Source organism: Microcoleus sp. Pol8_D6 (genome assembly GCF_036700965.1).
Taxonomy (GTDB): domain Bacteria; phylum Cyanobacteriota; class Cyanobacteriia; order Cyanobacteriales; family Microcoleaceae; genus Microcoleus.
Genome location: NZ_JAUBPW010000028.1, coordinates 57,681 through 81,238, shown reverse-complemented (window position 1 = coordinate 81,238; position 23,558 = coordinate 57,681). Strand labels below are relative to the sequence as shown.

Here is a 23,558-nt window from a genome sequence, read left to right as displayed (position 1 = left end):
TCTTGGTAATTTACTTTCATACAATCGTCCTTTTGCTAGAAGTGCTATTGTAGCATATTTTTGGAGAAGTGGTATTACAGTCTCGCCTTGGGCTGACGCTACTGCACGGAAAATTGGCTGTCACCGCAGCGCGTGCGACAGACAGCCAAAGCGAGTCTAAAAGTGCATTGCCAATCATTAATGACTAATGACTAATGACTAACGACTAATTAAGATTTTTCCGGCAAACTCGCTTCCAACTTTAGACAGTTGCGACCGTCTATTTGCAAAGTGTAGTCCACCCGATCCATAAGTCTACTCATAATCAGCCAGCCGTAGCCGCTTTCCTGTTTAGCTTCCGGCCTCGGGGGATTGTAAGTATCCATTTCGTAACCTTTACCGTAATCCCAAATTTCTAAACCAATATCCCTATTTTTTAAATTCAAGCGAATTAACACGGGCAAATTGGGTTGATCTTTGTGAGCATGGCGGATCACGTTAGAATAGGCTTCTGCTAACACCAAGCGCAAACGATTCGACTGACGTGGCCAATCGACGTGCTCTCCTAGCTCTACTTCCAAACTGCTCAGCAACCAGTTTTCAACAATTGTTAAAAACCGCAAGTCGCTTGGCACATGAAGCTCAGTATTCATAAAAAAATCCCGTAAGTTTGAAAACCCCTGTGTCTTCACACCAGGTATGAAACACGACGCGCCGAATGGATTCGGCCTCAATACTTGTCGCTACTCGGGGGATACTAGCCTTTTCTGTTTAAAAATCAGGCATTCGTCAGTCGGTAGAAGGCAGAAGTTAAGAGTATAGTTGAAAATTTTTGTTATGGGCTTAAAACCCATTAACAATTGATAATTATACCGAGACTGCAAGCAGCGAGGTATAAAAAATCTGTGTTTCAATCCTTGGCTTTTAAGCGTTGGTTTTTTCTGACGAATGCCTTCTACCTTAACCCTTGACAGGTATTTAATCCCCCAGGAAAGCGATTCAGGAAACTAGCAGCGCCATCGCTGGCTAGGTTTTTTACTGTGGTTTTTGACTGTTGACGATAACGCCGTCTTTTGCAGGACTACTCTATGGGCCGTCAACAAGCAGGGCTTAAGTTTTTTCGGCTCTCACCCCCGACTATGCGTCGGGAGTCGCTGACAGATTCAAAGAACCTCCAGAGAGAGTATGGTTTGGTCGTCTTCCTGAACGGGATTATCGGCTCGGATGTGAGCCAACAAATTGTCCAAGTTGAAAGAACCAGGTTCCTGAATCAAGAGTTGCCAAAGCCCTTCTTGTTGTAGCATAGAACGGGTTGGTACACCCCCTGCTACCGCTTGACTTGTCACGCTAGCTTCAGTAATTCCGTCACTCGTCAGCAGAAATACATCTCCTGACTTTAGTTCGATCGTACCTGCTTTGCCTCTCCAAACTGGTAGTATCCCCAAGGGAATGCCACGAGCTTTCAGGAAATTCGGCTCGACAGGCGTTTTACCGCTAGCGGCTTGAGCTTTCACCTCCGAGTGAGACCACACAATCGGGTAAATGTGACCGGCATTAGCAAAGGCGAGGTGTCCGGTTGACGGAGTGTAACGAGCAACAACCATTGTAATAAAATGGTTGTTGCCGATCAGGTCGTCAGACATAGTGCTATTCATGTTCTGCATAACTTGATCGGGCTCTGGAGAAACTTCTTGGGAAAGTTCCCGCCGCATCACCGAAATCGCGCTGGCCATAAATAGAGCAGCCGGAACTCCTTTACCCGAAACATCTCCCACCGCTATCCAAATATCCCCCTGAGAGTGGACGTAGACTTCAAAAAAGTCGCCGCCAACTTCCCGCGCAGGATAACAGCAAGCTTGCACCCTGACTGTTTCAAAATCCGGCCAACTTTGGCGCAACAAGTTTGTTTGGATTTGGCGAGCCACTTCCAACTCGTTTTGCATCTGCTTGGCTAAATCCAGAGTCCGCTGGTAGAGCTTAGCTTGAGACAGGGCGAGAGCAGCTTGAGCTGCTACACCTTCTATTAACTCTATATCTTCTGCCGACCAAGGGTTAGCGCCGCCAATCTGGCACAAAGCCAGTACCGCCAGCAATTCTTGCTGGTAAGTCAGGGGCACGGCAATCTCAACCGAGTTACCATCCCCCCCACTGTTTGGGTTCACTTGAGTTTGGCGGCTGGCTACGGCTTGAACCAGCAAATTTTCATCAAAAGAAAAGCTACTGGCTTCAGAGGTTTGGGATTGGTAGGGGAAGGTACTTGGCAATAGTCGATCGGCTTCTACCGGCCGCAGCATACAATAGTTGGCCTCAAAAGTTTGACCTACGGTTTGAACAATAGTTTGTACCATACTAGAGTAATCAAGCGACCCGCGAATCACGCTCATTACCTCATTGAACAGAGATTCCTTGCGTAAAGCGCGGCGCAATGCAACGCTGCGCTGCTTGTAGTATTTGTAAGTATCTGAGGCTTGATTGATCACCAATTTGAGTTCTTCTGGATTCCACGGTTTGGTGATGTATTTGAAAACTTGACCTGAGTTTATGGCCTCAACCAAATCTTCAACATCGGTGTATCCCGTTAGCAGAATCCGAATCGTATCGGGAAATCGCTCGACTGTTTTCCCCAAAAACTCGGTGCCATTCATTTCTGGCATCCGCTGGTCAGATATAATCACCGCCATCTCACCCTGTTCGTCTAGAACTTCCAGGGCGCTGAGGGCGCTATCTGCTTTGTAAACCTGAAAGTCGCGTCGAAACGTCCGGTACAATAAATCCAAGTTGTCGGGTTCGTCATCGACTACCATCAGTTTCAGCTTGCTTCCATCTCCCCGACTCATCTTTCTTCCCCCTTGAAAACCCCCACCATAGCTGTAATCAGCAAGGTGGCGGGAGGAAAAGGGGGGCTGGATATATGCAACATATCAGTTACGTCAAGTTGAGTTAAAGAAACCCGTTTTACCTCAAGGTGAGCATTCCTTTCGCACCATCTGTTCGCACAGATGAGAGGCTTTCGATACTGTAACCCGCCTCGGTAGGCCGCTTCAATAGGGAAAATTCCCGAGTCAGCTTTCACGCTGTGATACGAGCAATGATCTTGTTAGCAGTTGGTACTTTTCTAAACACACCAGCATTCAAAACGGCTAATTAATGCTCTGATTGCAGAGTTCTTAACTAGCTGGGCACTGTCCTCGGTGTGAATTTTAACACTTACTACTAAGGCAGGTATTGCTACCTAAGTCTAGTCAACACCGGCTGTATTTCAAGCCCCACTGTACCCGGAGGGTTAGTGGTTGGTTGTTGGCGCTATTGCCTACATCTTTGCCGAATCGTACTTGATTGCTGCATGCAAGTCTCCTTAATCTCTGAACTTTTTGCAGCAAGCATATTACTACTGCCGAATCAAGTTATTCTTTCTGCCAGTCTGAGCTTAGCAGAACGAGAGCGGGGATTTCTAGCGACTTCTTCGGATTGTGGGACGATCGGTTTTTTTGTCAGTACCTGCAAATTGGGTGTTCCTCTGAGTTGGTGCTTGACTGGTCGGTCTTCGAGACTGTGAAATGTAATGATTCCGATTCTCCCACCGGGTTTTAACCACCTTGGGGCTTGGTTGAGGAAAGTTTCTAAAGAAGCGAGTTCGGAGTTGACAGCTATCCTTAAAGCTTGGAAAGTACGGGTGGCCGGATGGATTCTGCCGTTGCGCTGCTTGGGGGGGAAGCTGGAGGCGATCGCCCCTGCAAGTTCTGTTGTAGTTTGAAAAGGACGCCCTTGCACAATCCGCCTTGCGATGCGCCGCGACAGTCGCTCCTCGCCGTACTTGTAAATAATATCTGCTAGTTTAACTTCTTCCCAGTGGTTGATAATCTCTTCTGCCGTCAAAGATTGCTGCTGGTTCATACGCATATCTAGTTGAGCTGGGTGGCGAAAACTAAATCCTCGTTCCGGTGTATCGAACTGAGCAGAGCTGACACCCAAGTCTGCTATGATACCATCAAATTCGGCCTCTGGGGACTGATATTCAGCAAAGTTGCCGTGCCAAAACTCAACGGGCGAGTTGGCAAATCGGGCTTGGCAAAAACGGATGGCTTGTTCATCGCGGTCGATCGCCACCACTGTAACATCAGCCGCCGCCGCTAAAATCAAACTCGTGTGTCCGCCGCCCCCAAGCGTCGCGTCCAAATAGTGTCCGCCTGGACGCACAGCCAAACCCGCAATTAATTCTTGACCCAAAACTGGAACGTGATAGGTGTCAATACTGACATCCGATCCAAGGGTCTCCTTCTCAGAGAGCTCGATATCCTTCATAATCATAAAAGCCAAACAAAAATCAACAATAGCTAGTAATCATTAATTCATTTAATTATGTCAAGAATTGAGACTAGAACCGAACCGATGGTGCTCAACATGGGACCGCACCACCCATCCATGCACGGGGTACTCCGGTTAATTGTCACCCTAGACGGTGAAGATGTGGTGGACTGCGAGCCAGTTTTGGGCTATCTGCACCGGGGGATGGAAAAAATTGCCGAAAACCGCACCAACGTGATGTACGTGCCCTACGTGAGCCGCTGGGACTACGCTGCGGGGATGTTTAACGAAGCGGTGACAGTGAATGCACCGGAAAAGTTGGCAAATATTGCTGTCCCCAGACGGGCTAGTTATATTCGGGTAATTATGCTGGAGTTGAACCGGATTGCTAACCACTTGATGTGGGTAGGGCCGTTTTTGGCGGACGTGGGCGCGCAAACTCCTTTTTTCTATACTATGCGCGATCGCGAACCAATTCTCGACTTGTGGGAAGCAGCCACAGGTTATCGCATGGTGAATAATAACTATTTCCGCATTGGCGGAGTCGCCGCAGATTTGCCCTACGGTTGGGTAGATAAATGCCAAGATTTCTGCGATTATTTCCTTCCCAAAATTGACGAGTACGAACGTTTAATTACCAACAATCCAATCTTCCGCCGCCGGATTGAAGGCCTGGGTACTATTTCTCGCAACGAAGCGATTAACTGGGGACTATCCGGCCCTATGTTGCGCGGTTCCGGCGTAAATTGGGATTTGCGGAAAGTTGACCATTACGAATGTTATGACGACTTCGACTGGGAAGTTTGTACCGAAGCTGCTGGCGATTGTTTAGCCCGGTATTTAGTACGGATTCGGGAGATGCGCGAGTCTGTTAAGATTATCTATCAAGCTTTGAAAGGACTCCCCGGCGGCCCTTACGAGAATTTGGAAGCGAAGCGCTTAGAAAGCGGGCCAAAATCCGAGTGGAATGGTTTTGACTATCAGTTTATTGGCAAAAAAGTTGCCCCGACTTTTAAGATTCCCAAGGGCGAACATTATGTCCGCGTTGAAAGCGGCAAGGGTGAGTTGGGGATTTATATTATCGGGGATGATAGTGTGTTTCCTTGGCGCTGGAAGATTCGGGCTGCGGATTTTAATAATTTGCAGATTTTGCCTCACATTGTGCGCGGCGTGAAGATTGCTGATTTGGTGGCAATTTTGGGGAGTATCGACATTATTATGGGCTCGGTTGACAGGTAGGTTTTGTTGGTTTTTATCTGATAACTTAACCCGGTTTTTTTATGGAACCGGGTTGATTTTTTTTTAAACCCCAGATAAACGCGGATAGATATCGATTAATTTTGCTGTTAAGGTAGCTAAAATATACCTGATTTCTCTCTTCTCTCTTCCTCTGTACCCTCTGCGCCCTCTGCGGTTAATAAAAAAATCTCTCCTTCACAAATGAAATAACATCAACTTTGATTCGATAAATTATGAAAGTTCAGCAACCAGATATCAATGACAGCAACCCGGAGCTCTGTGCTTTAATCTGCGAAAGAATTGCCGCCAGTCCCCAGCAGCGTATTACTTTTGCTGAATATATGGATTTGGCATTATATCATCCCCAGCACGGTTATTATAATAGCGATCGACAGTCGATCGGCAAACAAGGCGATTTTATCACGTCGTCTCATTGGGGTGCTGATTTTGCGGAGGTTTTGGCGGAGCAGTTTGTGGAAATGTGGGAATTGCTCGATCGCCCTCAAAACTTCGCGATCGTAGAAATGGGCCCTGGGCGGGGAAATTTTGCCGAAAATGTGCTGCAATATCTGCAACTGCAATATCCCGATTTATTTCAGATTTTAGAATATATCATTATTGAAGTTTCCCCTGTACTCCAAGCGGAACAGCAGGAAATGTTAGCCGATATCAAGTGTGTTAAGTGGTGTAAGTGGGATGAGATAATTAATAACTCAATTGTGGGTTGTTTCTTTTCTAATGAGTTAGTAGATGCTTTACCCGTGCATCAATTTATTTTGGAACAAGGGCAAGTTAGGGAGATTTACGTTGCCGCCGAAACACCAAAAAATGAGCAAGAAGAAATAAAATTTTTTGAGGTAGTTGGCGAAGTTTCCACCCCTAAAATTGGCGAATATTTGGATTTGGTGGGCATCAATTTGTCGGCGAGTGTTTATGGGGATGGTTATCGCAGTGAGGTGAATTTGGCGGCTTTGGACTGGATGAGTACAGTTGCTCAAAAGTTGCAGCGGGGATATTTGTTAACTATTGATTACGGTTATCCGGCGCACCGCTATTACAATCCAAGGCGCAGGGAGGGGACACTACAGTGTTATTATCTGCACCGATATCACAATAATCCTTATATTAATGTGGGGCGGCAGGATTTAACGGCTCATGTTAATTTTACGGCGCTGGAAAGGCAGGGTGAATTGTGCGACTTGGAGGTAGTAGGGTTGACTCAGCAGGCTTTGTTTTTGATGGCGTTGGGTTTGGGCGATCGTCTTGCTTCTCTGTCTACAAATGATGCGGAAGTATGGGATGTGGCAACGTTTTTGCGGCGCCGGGAGGCTTTGCATCAATTGATCGATCCGATGGGTTTGGGGGGTTTTGGGGTTTTGGTGCAGTGTAAGGGGTTGAGGAAGGAGGAAAAGGGGAGAATATTGAAGGGTTTGATGGTGCCTGATTAATAATTCCAAATTGATGATTAACTAATTAAGCTGTTTTCTAACCGCACGAGCGATTAAAGGCGCTTTCTTTTCTAACCCTTCTAAATTAAGTTCGTTCTCTAGATACATCCGATACCACTCCTGGCGTTGTTCTATCACCCATTCACTATTCTGAAGCTGTAACTTTTTGAGGGTAAATTCGGCTCGATCGCGCTCGTGGGAAGGAATCGCATCAGTCAAAACCAACTGACAAGAAGGTAGGATAATCTCAAACCAATTATCTTCTACTTCAAACGGATCGAGAATTTGTCTATCGTAAGTTCCTTTGCAGCTATTTACCCGTTGCAAAGCATAGCGATAGTTTTGCCAGTCATAAATCAAATGCCGATTTTCTGCTTTACTTTTACTCAAATAATGATCTATAGTACCCATCCGACTCGGTATGTACATAACTGAATAGCCACAAAGATTTTGGAACTCTTTAGCTAATTGAGGTTTGAAGGCAGACCAAAAATCTTTTGGTTCTTTACGAGGATTTTTAACTAACCAATTATTGCCTGCTTTTCGCACTTGTTCCTCAAAATCTGCTGGTTCCGGTGGCGGAATAAATCGCATCATCTTTACTCTACCTCGGTGCTCACAATCCATCGTGGCCAGAAGCGATCGTGTTCTGGTAAAACTCGCAGGAGTTCCTGATGAATTTGCTCTTTAGTTCTGAGGTATTCAGGAAAAGTTTCCATGCTTTCTCCTCGCATGAAGGTATACGCAGCCTCAATCGCTATTTCTGCTTCGCGGGAACGAGCCTGTTTTAACCCAAAAATATCTGAAGTTAGCCAGCCAACAGCATCGCCATGTTTTGTCCAAGGAACTTCATTAAGAGTTACATCTTTACCTTGTAACTCAAACAAAAATAACTTATCTTGCTCCTCATCAAATTCAGGCTCAATTGAGGCAAGTAGCAGCGGAGAATGAGTCGTAGCTATTAGCTGAAGGTTCATTTTATTTTCGAGGTTAGTCGCTACTTCTAAGATGGCTGGTAAGATTGATCGTTGCCACTGCGGATGTAAATGAGCTTCAACTTCATCAATTAAAAGAATTATCTGATCCAGAGGTTCTTGTTGCCGCAACTTAGAAGCCATTGTGTGTTCGTACCAAGTCCAGACTAACAAATAAGCTAATCCTAAAATTCGCTTAATGCCCGCTGATGCGTAGATAATCGGAACATTGCCATAGGGAAAATTTAAGGTAGGAATCTCACGCACATCCTCGACAGAAACCCTGATTGGTTCTCCCGGTTCCATCCATTCATCAGCATGGGGAGAAAGTTGTTGAATGACGCGAGATAATAGTTGGAATTTAGAGCGATCGGGTTGACGTTGCCAATTCACCCAATCGTGAATTAGACCATTACAGATAAATTTTCCTTCTGAATTAATCAATCCATTCCAAAGACTATCATAATTGAAGTGATAAGCTGCTAACCGATTACGAGCTGGATCTAAGACAGAAAATCCATCAACACGGACGTAAATAATCAACCCTCTGAAACTAGAATAATTTCTAATATCTAACCATTTTTGATCGGAAAAACTAAATAGACTTCTATATTCCTCAGAGTCTTTTTGGTTGCTCAAAAGAGATGTGATTTCCGGCAAGTTACCCTCTCCCTGTTGTGGCCAAGCCGGACTATCCGCCCATTTTCCAGTTAGTACCCACCACGCAACATCGAGCAAAAAAGTCTTTCCCAAACCATTATCGCCAGTAAATAAATTAATGCGATCGGCAAATTTTATATCGAACTGTGGGGCAGTTCCGACCTGTTTGAGGTAAAGTTCTTTCAGCATTTTGACCATCCACTTAATCAGTTACATCATTAGCTAAAAATTCATAAATAGTAAATTAATTAGTCCTAAACGCAGAAACCGGGTTTTTCACCAAATACTGCATCTGAGCCTTTAAATTAATAAAAAACCCGGTTTCTTTGGTCTGTATGCGTAAGTCCTGTCAATAAAAAAAAACCTTTTATCTATTATACTATAAACTACGGGTTAATTTTTAAATATTTTCAGGCAGTTCTAATTCAGCCCATTTTAATCGTTGTTGAATTGACATACCCTGCAACTTTTTACTCATTTCATATAAATCTACTTTCGGATAATCCCCCTTAAATAGGGGAATCAAAGCCTCAACAACAGCAGCGATTCCCTGCGGTGGTACTGCATTGCCAATCTGCCGCCGTACTTCAGTTGTAGAACCTTCAAAAACAAAATCATCGGGGAATGTTTGCAATCTTGCTCTTTCACGATTGGTCAAAGAACGCGGTTCTAAATAATGATAACCCCAAGTTCCGCCACCTCCACCAGCAATGATTGTCGATGATGGTTTATCTGGATGAATTCGCCGATAAACGTGACTGATCATGCCTTTGACATAGTATGGACTATCCTTGGGAATATCAGAGAAATTGCCTCCCGGTTTAATTCGATTTAAAATTTCCACGGTGCGGGATTGAATTTTATGATGTTTGTTATTGTCAAGAACTGCTTCCACATTTTTGAGCGCTTCGCCCGCAGTTCGATAGGGATTATTGCGATTTGGCCCGTATTCTGGCTGAGGATGCACAAAGTTAAATCCTGTATCCATCCGAATGCCAACTAATAACACTCTTTGGCGAAATTGCGGAACTCCGTAATCAGCAAAGTTGTAAAGTTTAGGTTTAACTAAGTAGCCGGGGGCGATACTTTCAAAGTCAGAAATTATTTGTTTTATTGCTTGATAATTATTGGCACTTAATAAGCCTTTAACATTTTCTGCTACAAAAGCTTTGGGCTTTTTTTTATTGACAAAATCGAGAAAGTATGTATATAAATTGCCTCTGGTTCCTTCAAGTCCCGGACGTTTCCAAATTAGGGAGAAATCTTGACAGGGGAACCCTCCTATACATATTTCTGCTTCGGGCACTTGTACAATGTCTATATTTTCTATGCTGTCGTTGATGATCACATCAGCGATGTTTCTGCTGAAGGTTTTGCAGGCGTATTTATTGGAGTCGATCGCCCAAACTACCTCAAATCCGGCTTGGTGGAATGGCAAATCCATGCCCCCGCAACCAGAAAATAAGGATATGAGTCGCGGTTTTTTTGTCCAGGCGATCGGCTGGAGATGTTCGATTAACATAGGAGTGTAAAGTTAGCCAAGGGCGGACTGGATGCCCGCACCACAAGAGTGTCATCATACCAAAACCCGATCGAACTCGACTCATCAATTGATATTTCACTCTTCGTCATCTAACTCCATCCCGGCTTGACGCAATTTTTCGGCCAATTTTTCAGCGCGGAGTCGTTCGCGATCGCCCCGCTGGCGTTCTTGTTCTACTCGTTCTTCCGACCACAGCAACAACTCGCCTTCTGCATTCCACCACCTCAGCCAACAGCCTGTCCTTCCTTCGTGCGTTCCTTCCCAAACTCCTAAAAACAAGTTTAATCCGGGTATCCAATAACGTCCATTTTCATCAGGTTTTTGCAAGTTGTAACGCTCTGATTCTAAAGCGTAAACTTCTAAATGAGCTGTTTTTGCTCGGAATATGACGTATCTGGGGACTTTGATTACTTGCTCGTAAAAATACCACTTTCCCACCCGCGACGTAAATTCAACGGAGTATTCTTCTCCATAGGTTTCTGAAAGAAACTCCATCACGATTTGGGGGATGGTTCCTTCTGTGTGTGGCGTGTAACTACGGCGTACTTGAGAGACATTTTTTGGATTGACGGGTTTCACGTACATCCAATCTGGCGCTTTGCAGATAATACGCTGTTCGTCGCTGGTTGAACCTGGGAAACTTATGCCGGCACACAAGGCAAAGTTGGAAACAATTAAGGCATCCTGCATTAATTCAGGAAATCCTGTTAGCGGCTGGCGCAAAGCGGCTGCTAATAATGGTTGGCTTTCGTCTTCCACGGGGTCGTCTGGTAGTTGAAAATCTTCTGGTAGTACCGGCCAGGTAATTGTGAGTTTTGTTTCTGGGTTTTTAGTTGCTACAGACATAGTTTATCAGAGGTTAAATGTTTTAATGCTTAAATTATATCTCTTGGTTTTTGGGATTAATGTTAATGGCTTAATGACGAGGCAGAGCCTCTGGATATGCGTTACCGGGCAGAGCCTGGTAACGAGAGGATTGGAATTCAAAGTCCCCCTTCTTAAGGGGGATTTAGGGCGACCTAGACTCGGCTAAAACCGATAGTTTTAAGGGTTGTTAATTTTCTGCTGTAGCTCGCTTGTCATTGCTAGTAGTTCCGATTGCCCGATCGCACTTTGTTCACCACTCGCCAACCACTTCAATTGTACCGTCTCGTTTTCAGCTTCCGCATCTCCCAAAACTAAACACGCAACTGCACCGCTTCTGTCGGCTCTTTTAAACTGTTTCCCGAAAGCACTGCCGCTCAAATCTATCTCGACACTAAACCCCGCACTCCGCAATTTTTGAGCTAATAATACCGATTGCTGTTCGGCTTTTTCGCCCCTGGATACCAAATAAAAATCCTGCTTGGGTACGGGCAAAGGTTGCAACTTTTGCAGCAGAATAATCAACCTTTCGATACCCATTGCCCAACCGACTGCCGCCGTATCTGGGCCGCCCAATTCCTTAACTAAACCGTCGTACCTGCCGCCTCCGCAAACTGTTGCTTGCGCTCCCAAATCGTCGGAGATAATTTCAAATGCGGTGTAGGTATAGTAATCTAAACCGCGCACTAATCTGGGATTTAACTGATAGCTAATTCCTAAATTTGTGAGCATTTGCTGCACTTGCTCGAAGTGCGATCGCGACTCGTCGCCCAAATATTCTAAAATGCTCGGTGCACCAGCTACAATTTCTTGAGTGCGCTGATTTTTGCTGTCCAAAATCCGCAGCGGATTGCGAGTTAAGCGGTCTTGAGAATCGGCGTCTAATTCGGATTTGTGCGGTGTAAAATAATCTATCAAAGCTTGCCGATAATTTTGTCGGTCTTCCTTATTTCCGACAGAGTTAATATCTAGGCGCAAATTTTTTAAACCGAGAGTTTGCAGGATATCGCAGGCTATCGCAATTACCTCGACATCCGCACGAGGATTCGCACTCCCCAAGACTTCCACGCCAATTTGATTAAACTGCCGCTGTCTTCCTTCTTGCGCGCGTTCGTAGCGAAACATCGGCCCCGCATACCACAGACGCTGCACGTCTCCTGCTGCGTACAAACTGTTTTGAATAAAAGCTCGGACTACTCCGGCGGTGCCTTCTGGACGCAAAGTAGTCGATCGATCGCCCTTATCCTTAAAAGTGTACATTTCTTTGCCCACAACATCGGTAGCTTCGCCGATGCCGCGTTCAAATAAAGATGTCTGTTCAAAAATTGGCGTCCGAATTTCTCGATAAGCCGCTTTTTTCAAAATTGTTCTAGCGACTTCTTCTATATTTTGCCAATATTGAATTTCAGCGGGCAAAATATCCCGCGTTCCCGGTAAAGTTTTAATTGCACTCATTTTGTTAGTCAGTAGTCAGTAGTCAGTAGTCAGTAGTCATTAGTCATTAGTCATTAGTTAGCGGTTATTTTTTGGTTTTTGGTTTTTGGTTTTTATTTGCAAGTTTTTTGTTCGTTGTAGGCGCTCGTAATTAATGCCCAATGCCCAATGCCCAATGCCCAATGCCCAATGCCCAATAACTAATGACTTAATAATTCCCACGCTCCGTAACGATCGCCATAATAAGCCAAAATGCGATCGACCCGCTCGCGACCTGCCAAATCGAACCCTTCAGGATACTGTATCCACAAACCCCCAACTTGGCTGTCGTAGTAATCAAACCGCTGCGACTGCTGCGGAATTAAACCGGTTTGCACCCCTTCAACTTGACGCAAATGGGTCGCCACTTCGCGATACACCGCCAGCGGCAATCCAGGGCTTTGAATTTGATAGCGGAGTTGTTTTTCTTGTGCCGTTTGCATCATTTCTTTGCCTGTCTCCAACCAAAATCCCTACTTAAGATACTTCTTTATCGATCGGCCGCGGTAGAGGACAGCAGTTAATATTGTCCAAACATACCTTTCCCCACTGCAACGCCCAGCGTACAAGCGTAACTCGATTGTCAGCCCGCGTCTTGTTCAAGATATTGCTAATGTGGTTGTCAACTGTACGCTTGCTAATCTCTAACTTTTCGGCGATTTTCTCATTAGTCAATCCCGCTGCTACTAACTCTACCACTTGCAATTCTCTGTCCGACAGGGTGACAGGGGTTCCAGAGACAATCCCACTCATAAATTTTTCCTATGTCTGCATATTTACCTATCTACAATTCTAAAGGATGAGGGATCAAGTATGAAGAGAAAATTAAATTTGCTGTGCTACTATTTCGGGCCCTAAGCACCAACTCGCTTGCAGAATCGCCAGGAGTGCAAACCCAGCGCGCACAAGGCAAGACGGGCAGCCACCACTGCTTGTGCGTCGGGTGGCGGATGCTGCCTTTACCTACCTCCATCTGACATCCGGGCCCAACCTGCAGATGTTGGCGCGTAAAACAACTAACTGATACCCCCGCACTATATTTGAGCCTTTAGGGAGTAACTGCCAATATCAGTAAGTCTGATATTATAGGAGCAGCCATAAAAAAATAGCTTGCAATTTTTCTGGGATGGGTTAAAAATCATTATTGACCTGTCTACTGCTGGTCTAAAATCTCAAATCTCAAATCTCAAATTTCTATGACTTATCCTCGCGTTTTGTGTCTGGGTGAAGTTTTATTTGATTGTTTAGCAGACAAACCAGGAGTATCTCTCGAAGAGGTAGAATCTTGGACTGCATATCCCGGCGGTGCTCCTGCTAATGTTGCCTGTGCTTTGGTTAAATTGGGGACGGCGGCGGGATTTATCGGTGCTGTAGGTGGGGATGAATTGGGAAATTCCCTAGTGCAGGTATTGCAAGAAGTAGGGGTTGATATCGCTGGAGTGCAGCGACATCCAAGTGCGCCGACGCGACAAGTTTATGTCTTGCGGAATGAAGCGGGCGATCGAAATTTTGCCGGTTTTGGTGAATTTGATACTGCGGATTTTGCCGACACACGCCTCATTGCTGCACAACTACCCGAAGTGCTATTTGAAAATGCCGAATATTTAGTGCTAGGTACTTTAGAATTAGCTTATCCAGAAAGTCGAGAGGCGATCGTCCGAGCGATCGAACTAGCAGAACAGTATGACGTTAAAATTATACTTGACATCAATTGGCGTCCAGTGTTTTGGCCAAATCCAGACGAAGCAAAAGCGCGCATTAGAAAAATTTTAAAAAAAGTTGATTTTGTCAAGTTATCAGAGGAAGAAGCGGAATGGTTGTTTGACACTACCGATCCAGGAGCTATTACCTACCGCCTCGATTCTGTAGAAGGCGTTTTGGTGACGGCAGGGGAGAAAGGTTGCGCTTATTGTATCTCGGAAAATGAAGGAAAAATCCTCGCCTTTGCAGTAGATGTTGAGGATACAACAGGTGCCGGCGACGCATTTCTGGCTGGTTTTGTACGCCAGTTGTGCAAGCATGGCATTAAGAATCTAGCCGATCCCGAAATAGCAAAAAAAATTATAACTTATGCCAGTGCGGTAGGTGCGATGACAGCCATGAAACCGGGGGCAATTAGATCTCAACCAACGGCTGCTGAAGTAGAAGCTTTCTTGTATTTGTACAAAAATTAGGGCGGCAAACCTATCAGTCGGGAAACGCAGAGGGGGCAAAATTTGGTTCAGAAACTCGGTTAATCAGAAAAAATAACTCTTATACTAAATCCGCCTTAAAAAACCTCAATCCGGCTGTTTGAAATCCATACTATATAGCAATCCTTGCAGGAGTCGTAAATTTTTTACCCCAGCGCAACCCTCTCCGAACCCGCTCGGGAGTAAGAAATTCACAAATGATGCGAGGATTGTTATACAAACTCTCCTTCTACCTGAGAAAAACTAAGAAATCAAGGGGTATTTAAGCCAGATTTGGTATGAGAGGTTTTATTGTGGGCAATTAACCGCACATCAGATAATTTTTAATTTGGCGCAAGATTAACTCTAACGGCTGCGAAGCATCTATGATAATTGCATCTTCAGGTTCTTCGAGACTGTCTAACTGACTTAACAGCAAATCTGCTTTCATGTAGTGATTTTCGCGATTTTTTAACCTTGTGGCTAATAGCTCAAAAGAACATTTTAGATAAACTATCTTCATTCGCTTGTGGTCTCGGTAGAGCATTTCGCGGTAAGATGTTTTTAAAGCAGAACAAGCCAAAACCACATTTTTATTTTCTAACAGCCACCTGTCTATTGTAGCTTGCAATTGTAATAGCCAAGGAAGGCGATCCGCATCTTCTAAAGGAAAGCCCAGACTCATTTTCTCGATATTAGCTGATGGGTGAAAATCGTCGGCATCGCTGAAATCCCAATTGAGAGATTGCGCCAGCAACTTGCCAACAGTAGTTTTGCCAGAACCTGAGACTCCCATCACGATCGTAATCATGGCACCTATTTACCGAATACTTGCAATTTTATCAAGTTGTGCGATCGACAAACCGGGTTTCTTAAGTTGCCGGATGAATTCTACCACCCTAAAAAATTCAATAAACCCGGTTTATTTTTGATTTTCGCTCAAATTTCTTCCAGAGTGGGTTTAATGAAATTATAAGCCAAAACGCCGATAATTCCACCAATCACTGGGAATACAATAAACGCCCACAACTGTTGGATTGCCCATCCGCCTTGAAAAAGTGCCACACCGATACTTCTAGCTGGGTTAACCGAAGTATTGGTTACGGGAATTCCGACTAAGTGAATCAACACCAGCATCAAGCCGATCGGAATTCCGCCCAAACCTACGGGATAATTGGGATGGGTAGTACCCATGATTGTAAATAACAGAAAAGCAGTCAGTACAATTTCCGTCAAAGCTGCTGCCAAAAGTCCGTAACCAGTGGGAGAATGTTCTGCAAAACCGTTAGATGCAAATCCCGAAGCAGCCGCATCAAAACCGGGTTTTCCTGATGCTATCATGTACAAAACAAGACCGCCTAAAATTCCCCCTACAATCTGACCTCCTATATAATAAGGAAGCAAAACAGCATCGATCAGTTTGGCAACTACTAAACCGATGCTTACCGCCGGATTAATGTGGCATCCAGAGATAGGGCCGATGGTATAAACCATGATTAAAAGGGATAGACCAAAAGCGATCGATACTCCCAAAAAGCCGATTTTGTCTCCAGCTAAAACAGCACTGCCACATCCACCTAATACCAACACAAAAGTACCAAAAGCTTCAGCCACCCCAATCTTTATTTTTTTGTTCATACTCACAATTATCGGAAGTTTATGTTCGGTCAATTTCGCACCCAGACCAATTCTAATTATAAAAAGTATAACTCTAATTGGTTTCCCGCAGAAGAACAATACTAATGGAAAGCATTAGCATTGTGTAGGTCTAAATTTCATAAATTCTATGAATTTAAACTGAAACTGCGGAATTGGAAATCGATAAATTAGCTCAAACATACTCTATCATGTAAAAAATGTCAAGACTTAGCTAATTATTCGTCTAAATTATGCAATTTTATGTATTCAATTCACAACAATTAACTTGACTTCTTCCCTAATTCTGCGATCGTAATTTTACTTATTTTTGCTGATTATCCGATCGCACTTGCAGCTAAAACATCACTGCTAACCGACTGGTACATCCGGCCTTGGAAGGGGCGAAAGCCTTGCTGGCAATCGGCAGTCATCTTGCACAGCAAGCGGAACTTTAGCGGGGTTGGAGGTTGGTTGAGGCGATCAACTTCTACGCGAACCAATTCTGGATGCTGCGAAATAATTTCAAAAATATCATCCACCAGATAGCGCTGACAATAGCCGACAATCCAGTGATCTTTAGTACACAGAAGCAGACGGGAAGCGCGCGGATTTTGAAATTCGTGGGCTAAATACAAAAGTTCGCCCACTTGAAGCCGATTAATCCGTTCAATTGCCGATTTTGAAAGGTATCGCAGTCCATCTGCAAAAAAATGGATAAAGTAACGTCCATTTTCATCTGGTTCGGGACAAGGGAAAACCTCAAATTTATCAGTTGCCCGTTTGCCTCCGCTGCGCGCCAATAAAGCAATTGGGTCATGTTCGTGTTCAGGGATATTCAACCACTGTACAAATTCATTGTAGTCAGGGCGCGATCGCGCCATCACTCGATTAGAAAACAACGAAAACAGTTTCTGTGAAGTGTAAACATTATTGAAATCCGGGAAAGATGGCAAAGGCAGAAACCCGCACTTAAGTTTCGCCTCTAAAACACCATTTGTATAATTGAACTGGTATTCTTTACCGTTAAATGTCAATCGACCAATCGGAAACCAAGAATCGCTTCGCGGGCTTTGCCAAGCCAAAAATAGTGTTTTCAAAGTAAATCTCCTGTCAATTCAAGTAGGGTGCACAGTGCGTACTGCACAAACACAACTCACCTACGTGGCTTAAAAAATGTTTACCCGATCGACCCTTGACACTTTCCTCTCAAAATGAGAGTATAAGTATACAAACAGGACTTATATCAAATCCGAGTTTACCACCCCTGTTATAAATATTCCGTCATTGCGAGGGAAGCAAAGCAATCGCTTGCGTCTCGGCGATTGCTTTGCTTCCCTCGCAATGACAATAAAGGGGATGCCTAACCCGGATTTGGTATTACCCTGCATAACCGAACTTTGAGATCACCTGTAGAGTTCTGGTGGACAGCGATCGCTCTATATAGCAATCCTAAATCATTTGTGAATTTCTTACTCCCTCCCCTTACCAATGGGAGGGTTGGGGTGGGGTAAAAAGTTTACGACTCCTGCAAGGATTGGTATAGATAAAATCTGTGAGTAAGTCCTGTATAAAGTGATGGAATAAGCCACGTTAGGGAAGGGAAAGAGATGCAATACAAAACCACCAAAAAAGTCAAAACAAATGCACCTAATTTCGCTCCGAAACCTCCGTAATGATGCTGCTAAATACCTGGATGCCAAAAACCAAATTGAGATTTGGAAAGAAACTGTCAACAAAGCGGAATGGCAGAATTTGGAAGATGTTCGCAAAATTTATCGGGATGCCGAAGCAGTAGGAAACTTTACCGTCTTTAATATCAAAGGCAACGACTATCGCCTGATTGTTGGGATTAACTATGAGAACCAAACTGTTTTCTACAAATATTTCCTAAGCCACTCTGAATACGACAAAGAAAAATGGAAAAATGACCCTTACTTTTGACCGAACGACTTACAGCAACTTGCTCGCAGAAATTGCTCCCAAGGCGATCGAAACTGAAGAAGAATACGATCGCCTCCTGGCAGTTGCAGAAAGGCTAACATTTGCTAAAAACCTCACTCCAGAGGAGAAAATTTTATACAAGTTGTTAGTCACTTTGATAGAAGTTTACGAGACAGAAAACTATCCGATAGACAAATCCGAACCTCATGAGATTTTGCAACATATCATGGAATCCAGTGGCACCCGCCAAGCAGACTTGGTAGGTATCATTGGATCTAGCGGCGTAGTATCTGAAGTTGTGAACGGCAAGCGATCCATTAGCAAAGCACAAGCTAAGGCACTCGGCAATTATTTTCAAATCTCACCTAGCTTGTTCATTTAATTTAAGATGAATCGAGCGGTTACAATCTAATTCCATGTCTTGTAGGGGCGGCTTGGGCGACAATAATCGTCTAGAATCGACAATACAATAAACCCGCCCCGCCCCGATCGAGACTAATCGATCGAACATAATATAAGGTGCGTCATATCCGAAACCCTCGATTAATTCTAGAGTGAAAGTCTGACGCACCCTACAACTGGTAAAAGCAACTATCTAACACAGGAATTCGCGCGGATCGGTGACATACCCAGTCAGGGCAGACGCCGCCGCCGTATAAGGCGAAGCTAGATAAACTTGCGCTTCTTTATTCCCCATGCGGCCGGGGAAATTGCGGTTAGTTGTAGACACGCAAATTTCAGGTTCATTCATCCGCCCGAAAGTATCTTTCGGACCACCCAAACAAGCGGCGCAAGAAGGCGCTGCGGGTTCAATGCAACCGGCAGCTAAGAAGATTTCCGAAAGCGTTTGACCATCGTATTTTGTGACAAACAAGTCTTCGTAAACTTTCTGAGTTGCTGGTACTAAATAAGTCGGAACTTTGACTTGATTTCCTTTCAAAATGCGGGCGGCATTCAGGAAGTCGGAGGTTTTGCCGCCGGTGCAGGAACCGATGTAAACTCGATCGATCTTGACATCGCGGCAGTTGCGGGCTAAGTCGCGGTTGTCGGGAGAGTGCGGTTTGGCGACGACTGGTTCTAATTGGGTGACATCGTAGGTGCGATCGCTATAAAATTTAGCATCCCCATCGCTGTAAAATGAATCGAAGGGTTTATCAGTCCGCGAAGTAACGTAATCAAACGTAGTTTTGTCGGGCGCAACCGTGCCGTTTTTGCCACCAGCTTCAATCACCATATTGCACAGCGTCATCCGTTCTTCCATCGTCAAACGCTCAACTGTATCGCCCGCAAATTCCATTGTCCGGTAGTTAGCACCGGCCACGCTAATATCACCAATAATCTGCAAAATCAGGTCTTTTGCTAACAAATAATCCGGCAGTTCACCGTTGAACACAAAGCGCATGGTTGCGGGAACTTTGATTAACAGTTTGCCGGTTCCCATGATAAAAGCCGCGTCTGTATTGCCGATACCGGTGGCAAATTGTCCGAAAGCGCCGGCATTGCAGGTGTGGGAATCTGTGCCGAAGAGCACTTCGCCCGGTCTGGTGTGGCCTTCTTGTGCTAGCGCGATGTGGCAAACTCCTTTGTAGTCGGGATTTGCTTTGAAGTCCGATCGATCCGTGATGTCGTAAAAGTATTTTATCCCTTGTTCTTGGGCAAAATCGCGGAGAATATCGACGTTGCGGTTAGCGCGTTCGTCGTTGGTGAAAATGTAGTGGTCGGGAATGAGGACGATTTTGTCTGGGTTCCAGACTTTAGCATTCTCACCGAATTCGCGTTTGAAAACGCCGATGGTACCGGGCCCGCAGACATCGTGGGTCATCAATACGTCTGTTTCTACCCAGATGTTTTCTCCGGGCTCGACTTTAGTGCGCCCTGATGCTTTGGCTAATATTTTTTCGGTCAGAGTCATTCCCATAGTGCGATCGCTGTTTTTTATTAGATGCTACAAGTGTATTGTAAGCGAAACATTCTATTAAAATTGAAATTACCAGGTCTCAAAAATCGGGAGTAATGACGATGACCTTGCTGACGTTACCCCTAAAAGTTAATCTCGATCGCGTTCAATTTACCGATGAGCAGTTTTATCAACTCTGTCTCAGTAATCCTGAATTGACCATAGAGCGCGATGCTGAAGGAAGATTAATTGTGATGTCTCCAGTTGGCGGCGATAGCGGTAGTCGCGAGATGGATCTCGGCGGTGAAGTTTATATTTGGAATCGCCAAACCCAACTAGGTAAGGTGTTTAGTTCTTCTACGCTATTCAAATTGCCCGGTGGAGGATCTCGTTCTCCTGATGTAGGATGGGTAGAATTGTCTCGCTGGGAAGCACTCACTCCAGAACAACGACAGAAATTTTCCCCCATAGCGCCGGATTTTGTAATTGAACTGATCTCGCGATCGGATAATCTGCAAACCTTGCAAGATAAAATGCTGGAATACCTGCAAAGTGGGGTGCGGTTGGGTTGGTTGTTTAATCCACAAAATCAGCAGGTAGAAATTTATCGACAGGGACAACCAAAAGAGGTTCGCTCTTTACCAACACAACTTTCTGGAGAAGATATTTTACCTGGATTTGTGCTGGAAGTTCCATTATTTGCCGATTGAACTATAAGAGGCGATCGCAGTAATGTTGCCAACATTTGGTGGCTTGTCTATAGCAGTGCTGAGGGAGATCGCGCTTTGGCAATCAATTCTTTCATGATTGCCCAAGCAGTGCCAGAACCCCGCAGCATTGCTGCTATGATTGTTGCCGGATTGGGGTTGTTTGCGGTCAAAATTAAGAGGCGATCGCTCTTGGTTAAATGATAGTTTTACCAGACCCAGTTGCCGATGGCGCTCTGGTGTTATAACGAACCGCGAAGACAGACGCGAAGCACGCGAAGTCGGATGCTATAATTATGGATGCAAAAAATCTAAATGTTCTCCTGGAATTTGGCTCAACTTTTCGGGAGTTCCTGTTAGTTTTAGTTCACCCCGATCGAGCAGTACAATCAAATCGGCGCGCCCAATAACTCGGGGACGGTGGCTGATTAAAATTGTCGTTTTGCCCTGACGATCGGCTAATAATCGATCGAGCACTTCGGTTTCAGTTGCGGGATCGAGAGCTCCAGTAGATTCATCTAAAATCAAGACAGGCGGGTCGGTAACAAGGGCGCGGGCGATCGCCAATCTTTGCCTTTGTCCGCCAGAAAGATTCGCGCCAAACTCGCCCAAAACAGTCTGATACGTGTCGGGAAGTCCGCTGACAAAATCGTCGGCACCGGCAATTTGGCAAGCTTTTACTATTTGTTCTAAAGTCGCGCTAGGGTAACAAAAGCGGAAATTCTCGACAATCGATCGGCTCCAAAAGTGAGCTTCCTGCGGCACGAGCACGACTTGTTCGCGCAGGCATTCTAGCGACAAATCGGATTGATTGTACTGTCCGAAGCGGATATTGCCGGATTGCAGCGCATACAAACCGGCCAGCAGTTTTGCCAGGGTACTTTTGCCGCAGCCGGATTTGCCAATCAAAGCTGTCACCTTGCCGCCGGGAATCGTTAGAGAAAAGTCTTTCAGCAAATCCACGCGGCCGATGTGGTGGAAGTTGAGGTTTTTGCAAGTAATATCGGCATCAGCGGGAATGTCGGCACGATCGCGCGGGGCGTTGTCCCCCATTTCTGGCGCGGTGTCGATGATGTCGCCGAGACGCTGGGTAGCAGTTTGAGCGCGGGCGAACTCGTCCGTCAAGTTGATGGCGGTGCTAATTAGGGCAGTAAAGTTGCGGTTCATGCCGTTGAATGCCAGCAGTTGACCGACGGTAAGTTCTTGGCGAATTACCAGAATGCTGCCAAAACAGAGGACGGCAAGGGAACCGACGCCGGAGGCCAGAGTGGAGAAGACGCTGTTGAGGATGCTGATTTGTAACAAGCCGAAGGTGGCATTTGCCAGATGACCGAAGCGACTTTGCACTTCTTCCCAAGCTTGAGGCGCGGCATTGTTGGTTTTTAAAGTCAGGGCTCCTTTGAAATTCTCAACTAGGATGCCTTGGTTTTCCGCATCTGTGACCAAAACGTCGCGGGTTTTCTGTTGCAGGGCTGGCAGGAAGATTAGGGCTGACAGAGTTGTGAAAAACGAGACGGCGACGGCAGCGACAGTCAGTTTCCAGCTATAAACCAGCATAAATCCCAGGGATACTAGGGCGATGAAGAATTGGCTAGGCAGGCTAGTCACTACCTGGGAGACTAGCAGATTGATTTCCCGGATGTCCCGCAGGCGGCTGACAATTTCGCCGCTGCGGTGCGATTCGTAGTAGCTGAGGGGAAGTCGCAGGATTTGGCGACCGAATTCGAGTGCGAGTCCTAATTCCAAACGTTGAGCTAGGTGAGCTACTAGATTCGCTTGAACTAGGCTTAGCAGGCTGCTGAAGATGAGTGTGGCGGCGGTGGCGATCGCGATCGTAATTAGCAGTTCCGTGTCTCTGTGCACCAATACGTCGTCGGTGAGTACCTGAATCAGCAGGGGGAATGCCAGAGAAAGCAGGCCGATCGCCATGTTCAGCGGCAAAACTTCCGCAACTAAGCCGCGGTAGTGCCAGACGCGCTGCAAAAAGCGCCCAAATCCCCCGATTCGGTCATTTGGCAGTGCGTAAAAACGGTTTTCGTCCGGCACCAGCAGCAGCATCACTCCATTGTTCCAAGACTCTGTGAGTGCCTCGCGGGTGAGGTAACGCAGACCTGCGCCGGGATCGGCAACCACATACTTTTTGCCCCGGCGGCCGTAGAGGACAACCCAGTGAACGCCTTTCCAGTGAATGATCGCGGGCAGCGGGGCTTCGTTGAGGCGATCGATCAAGTCGGGTGTTGCTTTGACGGAACGGGCGTTAAATCCCAAAGCTTCGGCCCCGCGGCGCAATCCCAGCAGCGTTGTGCCCAATTGTCCGGTGCCGACGGCTTCGCGGACGCGGTTGATTGCCAACGTGCGCCCGCAGGATTTGGCAACGGTGGCCAGACACGCGGCACCGCAATCTTCTTCGCTGTGTTGGAGAACGATCGGATATTTCATAACAAGTTTGAAGCTTACAGGCTGATTTCCTCTGTTGATTTTTCGTTTCTCTGGGTCTTCTGCTAGAACGGTTGGGGGGACAAGAGTTTTATCAAAGTTCCCCTTCTTAAGGGGGATGCGAGGGGGAGCTAGACTCGGCTATAAGCGAGATTTATCAAAGGTTTTAGGCTTAAGTTGACACCAATAGGGTTAGTCATTCTGTCGGCCCTTGACTCGCTTTTCACTTCTATCGTCTATTCAGAAATTTTAGTGGTTGATTGCCTTATCAAACGTAAAATTT

At 45.6% G+C, this 23,558-nt stretch carries 22 protein-coding genes; 7 read left to right on the top strand and 15 right to left on the bottom strand.

Annotation, left to right across the window (positions count from 1 at the left end; genetic code table 11):
* Positions 1–209: 209 nt before the first annotated feature.
* The 3 genes from QUA10_RS13760 to rsmH form a co-directional block, all read right to left on the bottom strand.
* Positions 210–632, bottom strand: a complete 423-nt coding sequence (locus QUA10_RS13760) for an ATP-binding protein (protein WP_006633914.1) — start codon at positions 630–632, stop codon at positions 210–212.
* Positions 633–1,142: 510 nt separating this feature from the next.
* A complete protein-coding gene (locus tag QUA10_RS13755; RefSeq protein WP_333083089.1) occupies positions 1,143–2,816 on the bottom strand; it encodes a SpoIIE family protein phosphatase in 1,674 nt (557 codons plus the stop codon).
* Between the two features lie 562 nt (positions 2,817–3,378).
* The gene (gene rsmH, locus QUA10_RS13750; RefSeq protein ID WP_333083090.1) at positions 3,379–4,281 is read right to left on the bottom strand and encodes a 16S rRNA (cytosine(1402)-N(4))-methyltransferase RsmH; all 903 of its coding nucleotides are present in this window, start codon (positions 4,279–4,281) and stop codon (positions 3,379–3,381) included.
* Between the two features lie 57 nt (positions 4,282–4,338).
* Here rsmH and QUA10_RS13745 point away from each other — a divergent pair, with 57 nt between their 5' ends.
* Positions 4,339–5,523 carry an NAD(P)H-quinone oxidoreductase subunit H gene (locus tag QUA10_RS13745; RefSeq protein WP_333083091.1) on the top strand — a complete coding sequence of 395 codons (1,185 nt, stop codon included), beginning with the start codon at positions 4,339–4,341 and terminating at the stop codon, positions 5,521–5,523.
* Positions 5,524–5,756: 233 nt separating this feature from the next.
* Positions 5,757–6,971: a class I SAM-dependent methyltransferase gene (locus tag QUA10_RS13740; protein ID WP_333083092.1), complete on the top strand. Its 1,215-nt coding sequence runs from the start codon at positions 5,757–5,759 to the stop codon at positions 6,969–6,971.
* A gap of 21 nt (positions 6,972–6,992) precedes the next feature.
* On the opposite strand, the gene QUA10_RS13735 is transcribed toward QUA10_RS13740, so the two are convergent.
* The 7 genes from QUA10_RS13735 to QUA10_RS13705 all read right to left on the bottom strand — a co-directional run bounded on the left by QUA10_RS13735 (position 6,993) and on the right by QUA10_RS13705 (position 13,238).
* Positions 6,993–7,568: a hypothetical protein gene (locus QUA10_RS13735; RefSeq protein ID WP_333083093.1), complete on the bottom strand. Its 576-nt coding sequence runs from the start codon at positions 7,566–7,568 to the stop codon at positions 6,993–6,995.
* A gap of 2 nt (positions 7,569–7,570) precedes the next feature.
* A complete protein-coding gene (locus QUA10_RS13730) occupies positions 7,571–8,794 on the bottom strand; it encodes an AAA family ATPase (RefSeq protein WP_333083094.1) in 1,224 nt (407 codons plus the stop codon).
* Between the two features lie 211 nt (positions 8,795–9,005).
* Positions 9,006–10,127 carry a DNA cytosine methyltransferase gene (locus QUA10_RS13725; protein ID WP_333083095.1) on the bottom strand — a complete coding sequence of 374 codons (1,122 nt, stop codon included), beginning with the start codon at positions 10,125–10,127 and terminating at the stop codon, positions 9,006–9,008.
* Between the two features lie 96 nt (positions 10,128–10,223).
* Positions 10,224–10,994 carry a Uma2 family endonuclease gene (locus QUA10_RS13720; RefSeq protein ID WP_333083096.1) on the bottom strand — a complete coding sequence of 257 codons (771 nt, stop codon included), beginning with the start codon at positions 10,992–10,994 and terminating at the stop codon, positions 10,224–10,226.
* Between the two features lie 198 nt (positions 10,995–11,192).
* Positions 11,193–12,467 (bottom strand): histidine--tRNA ligase, encoded by a 1,275-nt coding sequence (gene hisS, locus QUA10_RS13715; RefSeq protein ID WP_333083097.1) that lies wholly within the window; start codon positions 12,465–12,467, stop codon positions 11,193–11,195.
* A 179-nt stretch (positions 12,468–12,646) separates the two neighbouring features.
* On the bottom strand, positions 12,647–12,928 hold the full coding sequence (locus tag QUA10_RS13710; protein ID WP_333083165.1) for a hypothetical protein: 282 nt from the start codon (positions 12,926–12,928) through the stop codon (positions 12,647–12,649).
* Positions 12,929–12,962: 34 nt separating this feature from the next.
* Positions 12,963–13,238: a photosynthetic electron transport-dependent transcriptional regulator PedR gene (locus QUA10_RS13705; protein WP_006633901.1), complete on the bottom strand. Its 276-nt coding sequence runs from the start codon at positions 13,236–13,238 to the stop codon at positions 12,963–12,965.
* 443 nt (positions 13,239–13,681) lie between these two features.
* Here QUA10_RS13705 and QUA10_RS13700 point away from each other — a divergent pair, with 443 nt between their 5' ends.
* Positions 13,682–14,659, top strand: a complete 978-nt coding sequence (locus QUA10_RS13700; protein ID WP_333083098.1) for a carbohydrate kinase — start codon at positions 13,682–13,684, stop codon at positions 14,657–14,659.
* A gap of 319 nt (positions 14,660–14,978) precedes the next feature.
* Here QUA10_RS13700 and QUA10_RS13695 read toward each other — a convergent pair whose 3' ends face one another.
* The 3 genes from QUA10_RS13695 to QUA10_RS13685 all read right to left on the bottom strand — a co-directional run bounded on the left by QUA10_RS13695 (position 14,979) and on the right by QUA10_RS13685 (position 17,391).
* Positions 14,979–15,467: a gluconokinase gene (locus QUA10_RS13695; protein ID WP_333083099.1), complete on the bottom strand. Its 489-nt coding sequence runs from the start codon at positions 15,465–15,467 to the stop codon at positions 14,979–14,981.
* Positions 15,468–15,595: 128 nt separating this feature from the next.
* On the bottom strand, positions 15,596–16,294 hold the full coding sequence (aqpZ, locus tag QUA10_RS13690; protein ID WP_333083100.1) for an aquaporin Z: 699 nt from the start codon (positions 16,292–16,294) through the stop codon (positions 15,596–15,598).
* Between the two features lie 335 nt (positions 16,295–16,629).
* Entirely contained in the window at positions 16,630–17,391 is a 762-nt protein-coding gene (locus tag QUA10_RS13685; protein WP_333083101.1) for a DNA-binding protein, read from the bottom strand.
* Positions 17,392–17,935: 544 nt separating this feature from the next.
* Between QUA10_RS13685 and QUA10_RS13680 the strand changes: the two genes are divergently transcribed.
* The gene (locus tag QUA10_RS13680; protein ID WP_333083102.1) at positions 17,936–18,235 is read left to right on the top strand and encodes a type II toxin-antitoxin system HigB family toxin; all 300 of its coding nucleotides are present in this window, start codon (positions 17,936–17,938) and stop codon (positions 18,233–18,235) included.
* Positions 18,219–18,617 (top strand): transcriptional regulator, encoded by a 399-nt coding sequence (locus QUA10_RS13675; RefSeq protein WP_333083103.1) that lies wholly within the window; start codon positions 18,219–18,221, stop codon positions 18,615–18,617. Before QUA10_RS13680 ends, QUA10_RS13675 begins: the two co-directional genes overlap by 17 nt.
* A 213-nt stretch (positions 18,618–18,830) precedes the next feature.
* Here the strand turns inward: QUA10_RS13675 and QUA10_RS13670 are convergent, their stop codons facing one another.
* The gene (locus QUA10_RS13670; RefSeq protein ID WP_333083104.1) at positions 18,831–20,153 is read right to left on the bottom strand and encodes a 3-isopropylmalate dehydratase large subunit; all 1,323 of its coding nucleotides are present in this window, start codon (positions 20,151–20,153) and stop codon (positions 18,831–18,833) included.
* 101 nt (positions 20,154–20,254) lie between these two features.
* Here QUA10_RS13670 and QUA10_RS13665 point away from each other — a divergent pair, with 101 nt between their 5' ends.
* Both QUA10_RS13665 and QUA10_RS13660 read left to right on the top strand, forming a co-directional pair.
* Complete coding sequence (locus tag QUA10_RS13665) at positions 20,255–20,842, top strand: Uma2 family endonuclease (RefSeq protein ID WP_333083105.1); 588 nt, start codon at positions 20,255–20,257, stop codon at positions 20,840–20,842.
* Positions 20,843–20,917: 75 nt separating this feature from the next.
* Positions 20,918–21,043 carry a PEP-CTERM sorting domain-containing protein gene (locus QUA10_RS13660; protein ID WP_333083106.1) on the top strand — a complete coding sequence of 42 codons (126 nt, stop codon included), beginning with the start codon at positions 20,918–20,920 and terminating at the stop codon, positions 21,041–21,043.
* A gap of 90 nt (positions 21,044–21,133) precedes the next feature.
* On the opposite strand, the gene QUA10_RS13655 is transcribed toward QUA10_RS13660, so the two are convergent.
* The gene (locus QUA10_RS13655; protein ID WP_333083107.1) at positions 21,134–23,278 is read right to left on the bottom strand and encodes a peptidase domain-containing ABC transporter; all 2,145 of its coding nucleotides are present in this window, start codon (positions 23,276–23,278) and stop codon (positions 21,134–21,136) included.
* Positions 23,279–23,558 lie beyond the last annotated feature (280 nt).

What these genes read in the sequence shown, in the direction of transcription:
- QUA10_RS13760 (WP_006633914.1), bottom strand. Translation starts at nt 632, where the DNA reads ATGAATACTGAGCTTCATGTGCCAAGCGACTTGCGGTTTTTAACAATT.
- rsmH (WP_333083090.1), bottom strand. Translation starts at nt 4,281, where the DNA reads ATGAAGGATATCGAGCTCTCTGAGAAGGAGACCCTTGGATCGGATGTC.
- QUA10_RS13665 (WP_333083105.1), top strand. Translation starts at nt 20,255, where the DNA reads ATGACCTTGCTGACGTTACCCCTAAAAGTTAATCTCGATCGCGTTCAA.
- QUA10_RS13725 (WP_333083095.1), bottom strand. Translation starts at nt 10,127, where the DNA reads ATGTTAATCGAACATCTCCAGCCGATCGCCTGGACAAAAAAACCGCGA.
- QUA10_RS13675 (WP_333083103.1), top strand. Translation starts at nt 18,219, where the DNA reads ATGACCCTTACTTTTGACCGAACGACTTACAGCAACTTGCTCGCAGAA.
- QUA10_RS13695 (WP_333083099.1), bottom strand. Translation starts at nt 15,467, where the DNA reads ATGATTACGATCGTGATGGGAGTCTCAGGTTCTGGCAAAACTACTGTT.
- aqpZ (WP_333083100.1), bottom strand. Translation starts at nt 16,294, where the DNA reads ATGAACAAAAAAATAAAGATTGGGGTGGCTGAAGCTTTTGGTACTTTT.
- QUA10_RS13740 (WP_333083092.1), top strand. Translation starts at nt 5,757, where the DNA reads ATGAAAGTTCAGCAACCAGATATCAATGACAGCAACCCGGAGCTCTGT.
- hisS (WP_333083097.1), bottom strand. Translation starts at nt 12,467, where the DNA reads ATGAGTGCAATTAAAACTTTACCGGGAACGCGGGATATTTTGCCCGCT.
- QUA10_RS13730 (WP_333083094.1), bottom strand. Translation starts at nt 8,794, where the DNA reads ATGCTGAAAGAACTTTACCTCAAACAGGTCGGAACTGCCCCACAGTTC.
- QUA10_RS13700 (WP_333083098.1), top strand. Translation starts at nt 13,682, where the DNA reads ATGACTTATCCTCGCGTTTTGTGTCTGGGTGAAGTTTTATTTGATTGT.
- QUA10_RS13755 (WP_333083089.1), bottom strand. Translation starts at nt 2,816, where the DNA reads ATGAGTCGGGGAGATGGAAGCAAGCTGAAACTGATGGTAGTCGATGAC.
- QUA10_RS13670 (WP_333083104.1), bottom strand. Translation starts at nt 20,153, where the DNA reads ATGGGAATGACTCTGACCGAAAAAATATTAGCCAAAGCATCAGGGCGC.
- QUA10_RS13655 (WP_333083107.1), bottom strand. Translation starts at nt 23,278, where the DNA reads ATGAAATATCCGATCGTTCTCCAACACAGCGAAGAAGATTGCGGTGCC.
- QUA10_RS13710 (WP_333083165.1), bottom strand. Translation starts at nt 12,928, where the DNA reads ATGCAAACGGCACAAGAAAAACAACTCCGCTATCAAATTCAAAGCCCT.
- QUA10_RS13735 (WP_333083093.1), bottom strand. Translation starts at nt 7,568, where the DNA reads ATGATGCGATTTATTCCGCCACCGGAACCAGCAGATTTTGAGGAACAA.
- QUA10_RS13745 (WP_333083091.1), top strand. Translation starts at nt 4,339, where the DNA reads ATGTCAAGAATTGAGACTAGAACCGAACCGATGGTGCTCAACATGGGA.
- QUA10_RS13720 (WP_333083096.1), bottom strand. Translation starts at nt 10,994, where the DNA reads ATGTCTGTAGCAACTAAAAACCCAGAAACAAAACTCACAATTACCTGG.
- QUA10_RS13680 (WP_333083102.1), top strand. Translation starts at nt 17,936, where the DNA reads ATGCACCTAATTTCGCTCCGAAACCTCCGTAATGATGCTGCTAAATAC.
- QUA10_RS13705 (WP_006633901.1), bottom strand. Translation starts at nt 13,238, where the DNA reads ATGAGTGGGATTGTCTCTGGAACCCCTGTCACCCTGTCGGACAGAGAA.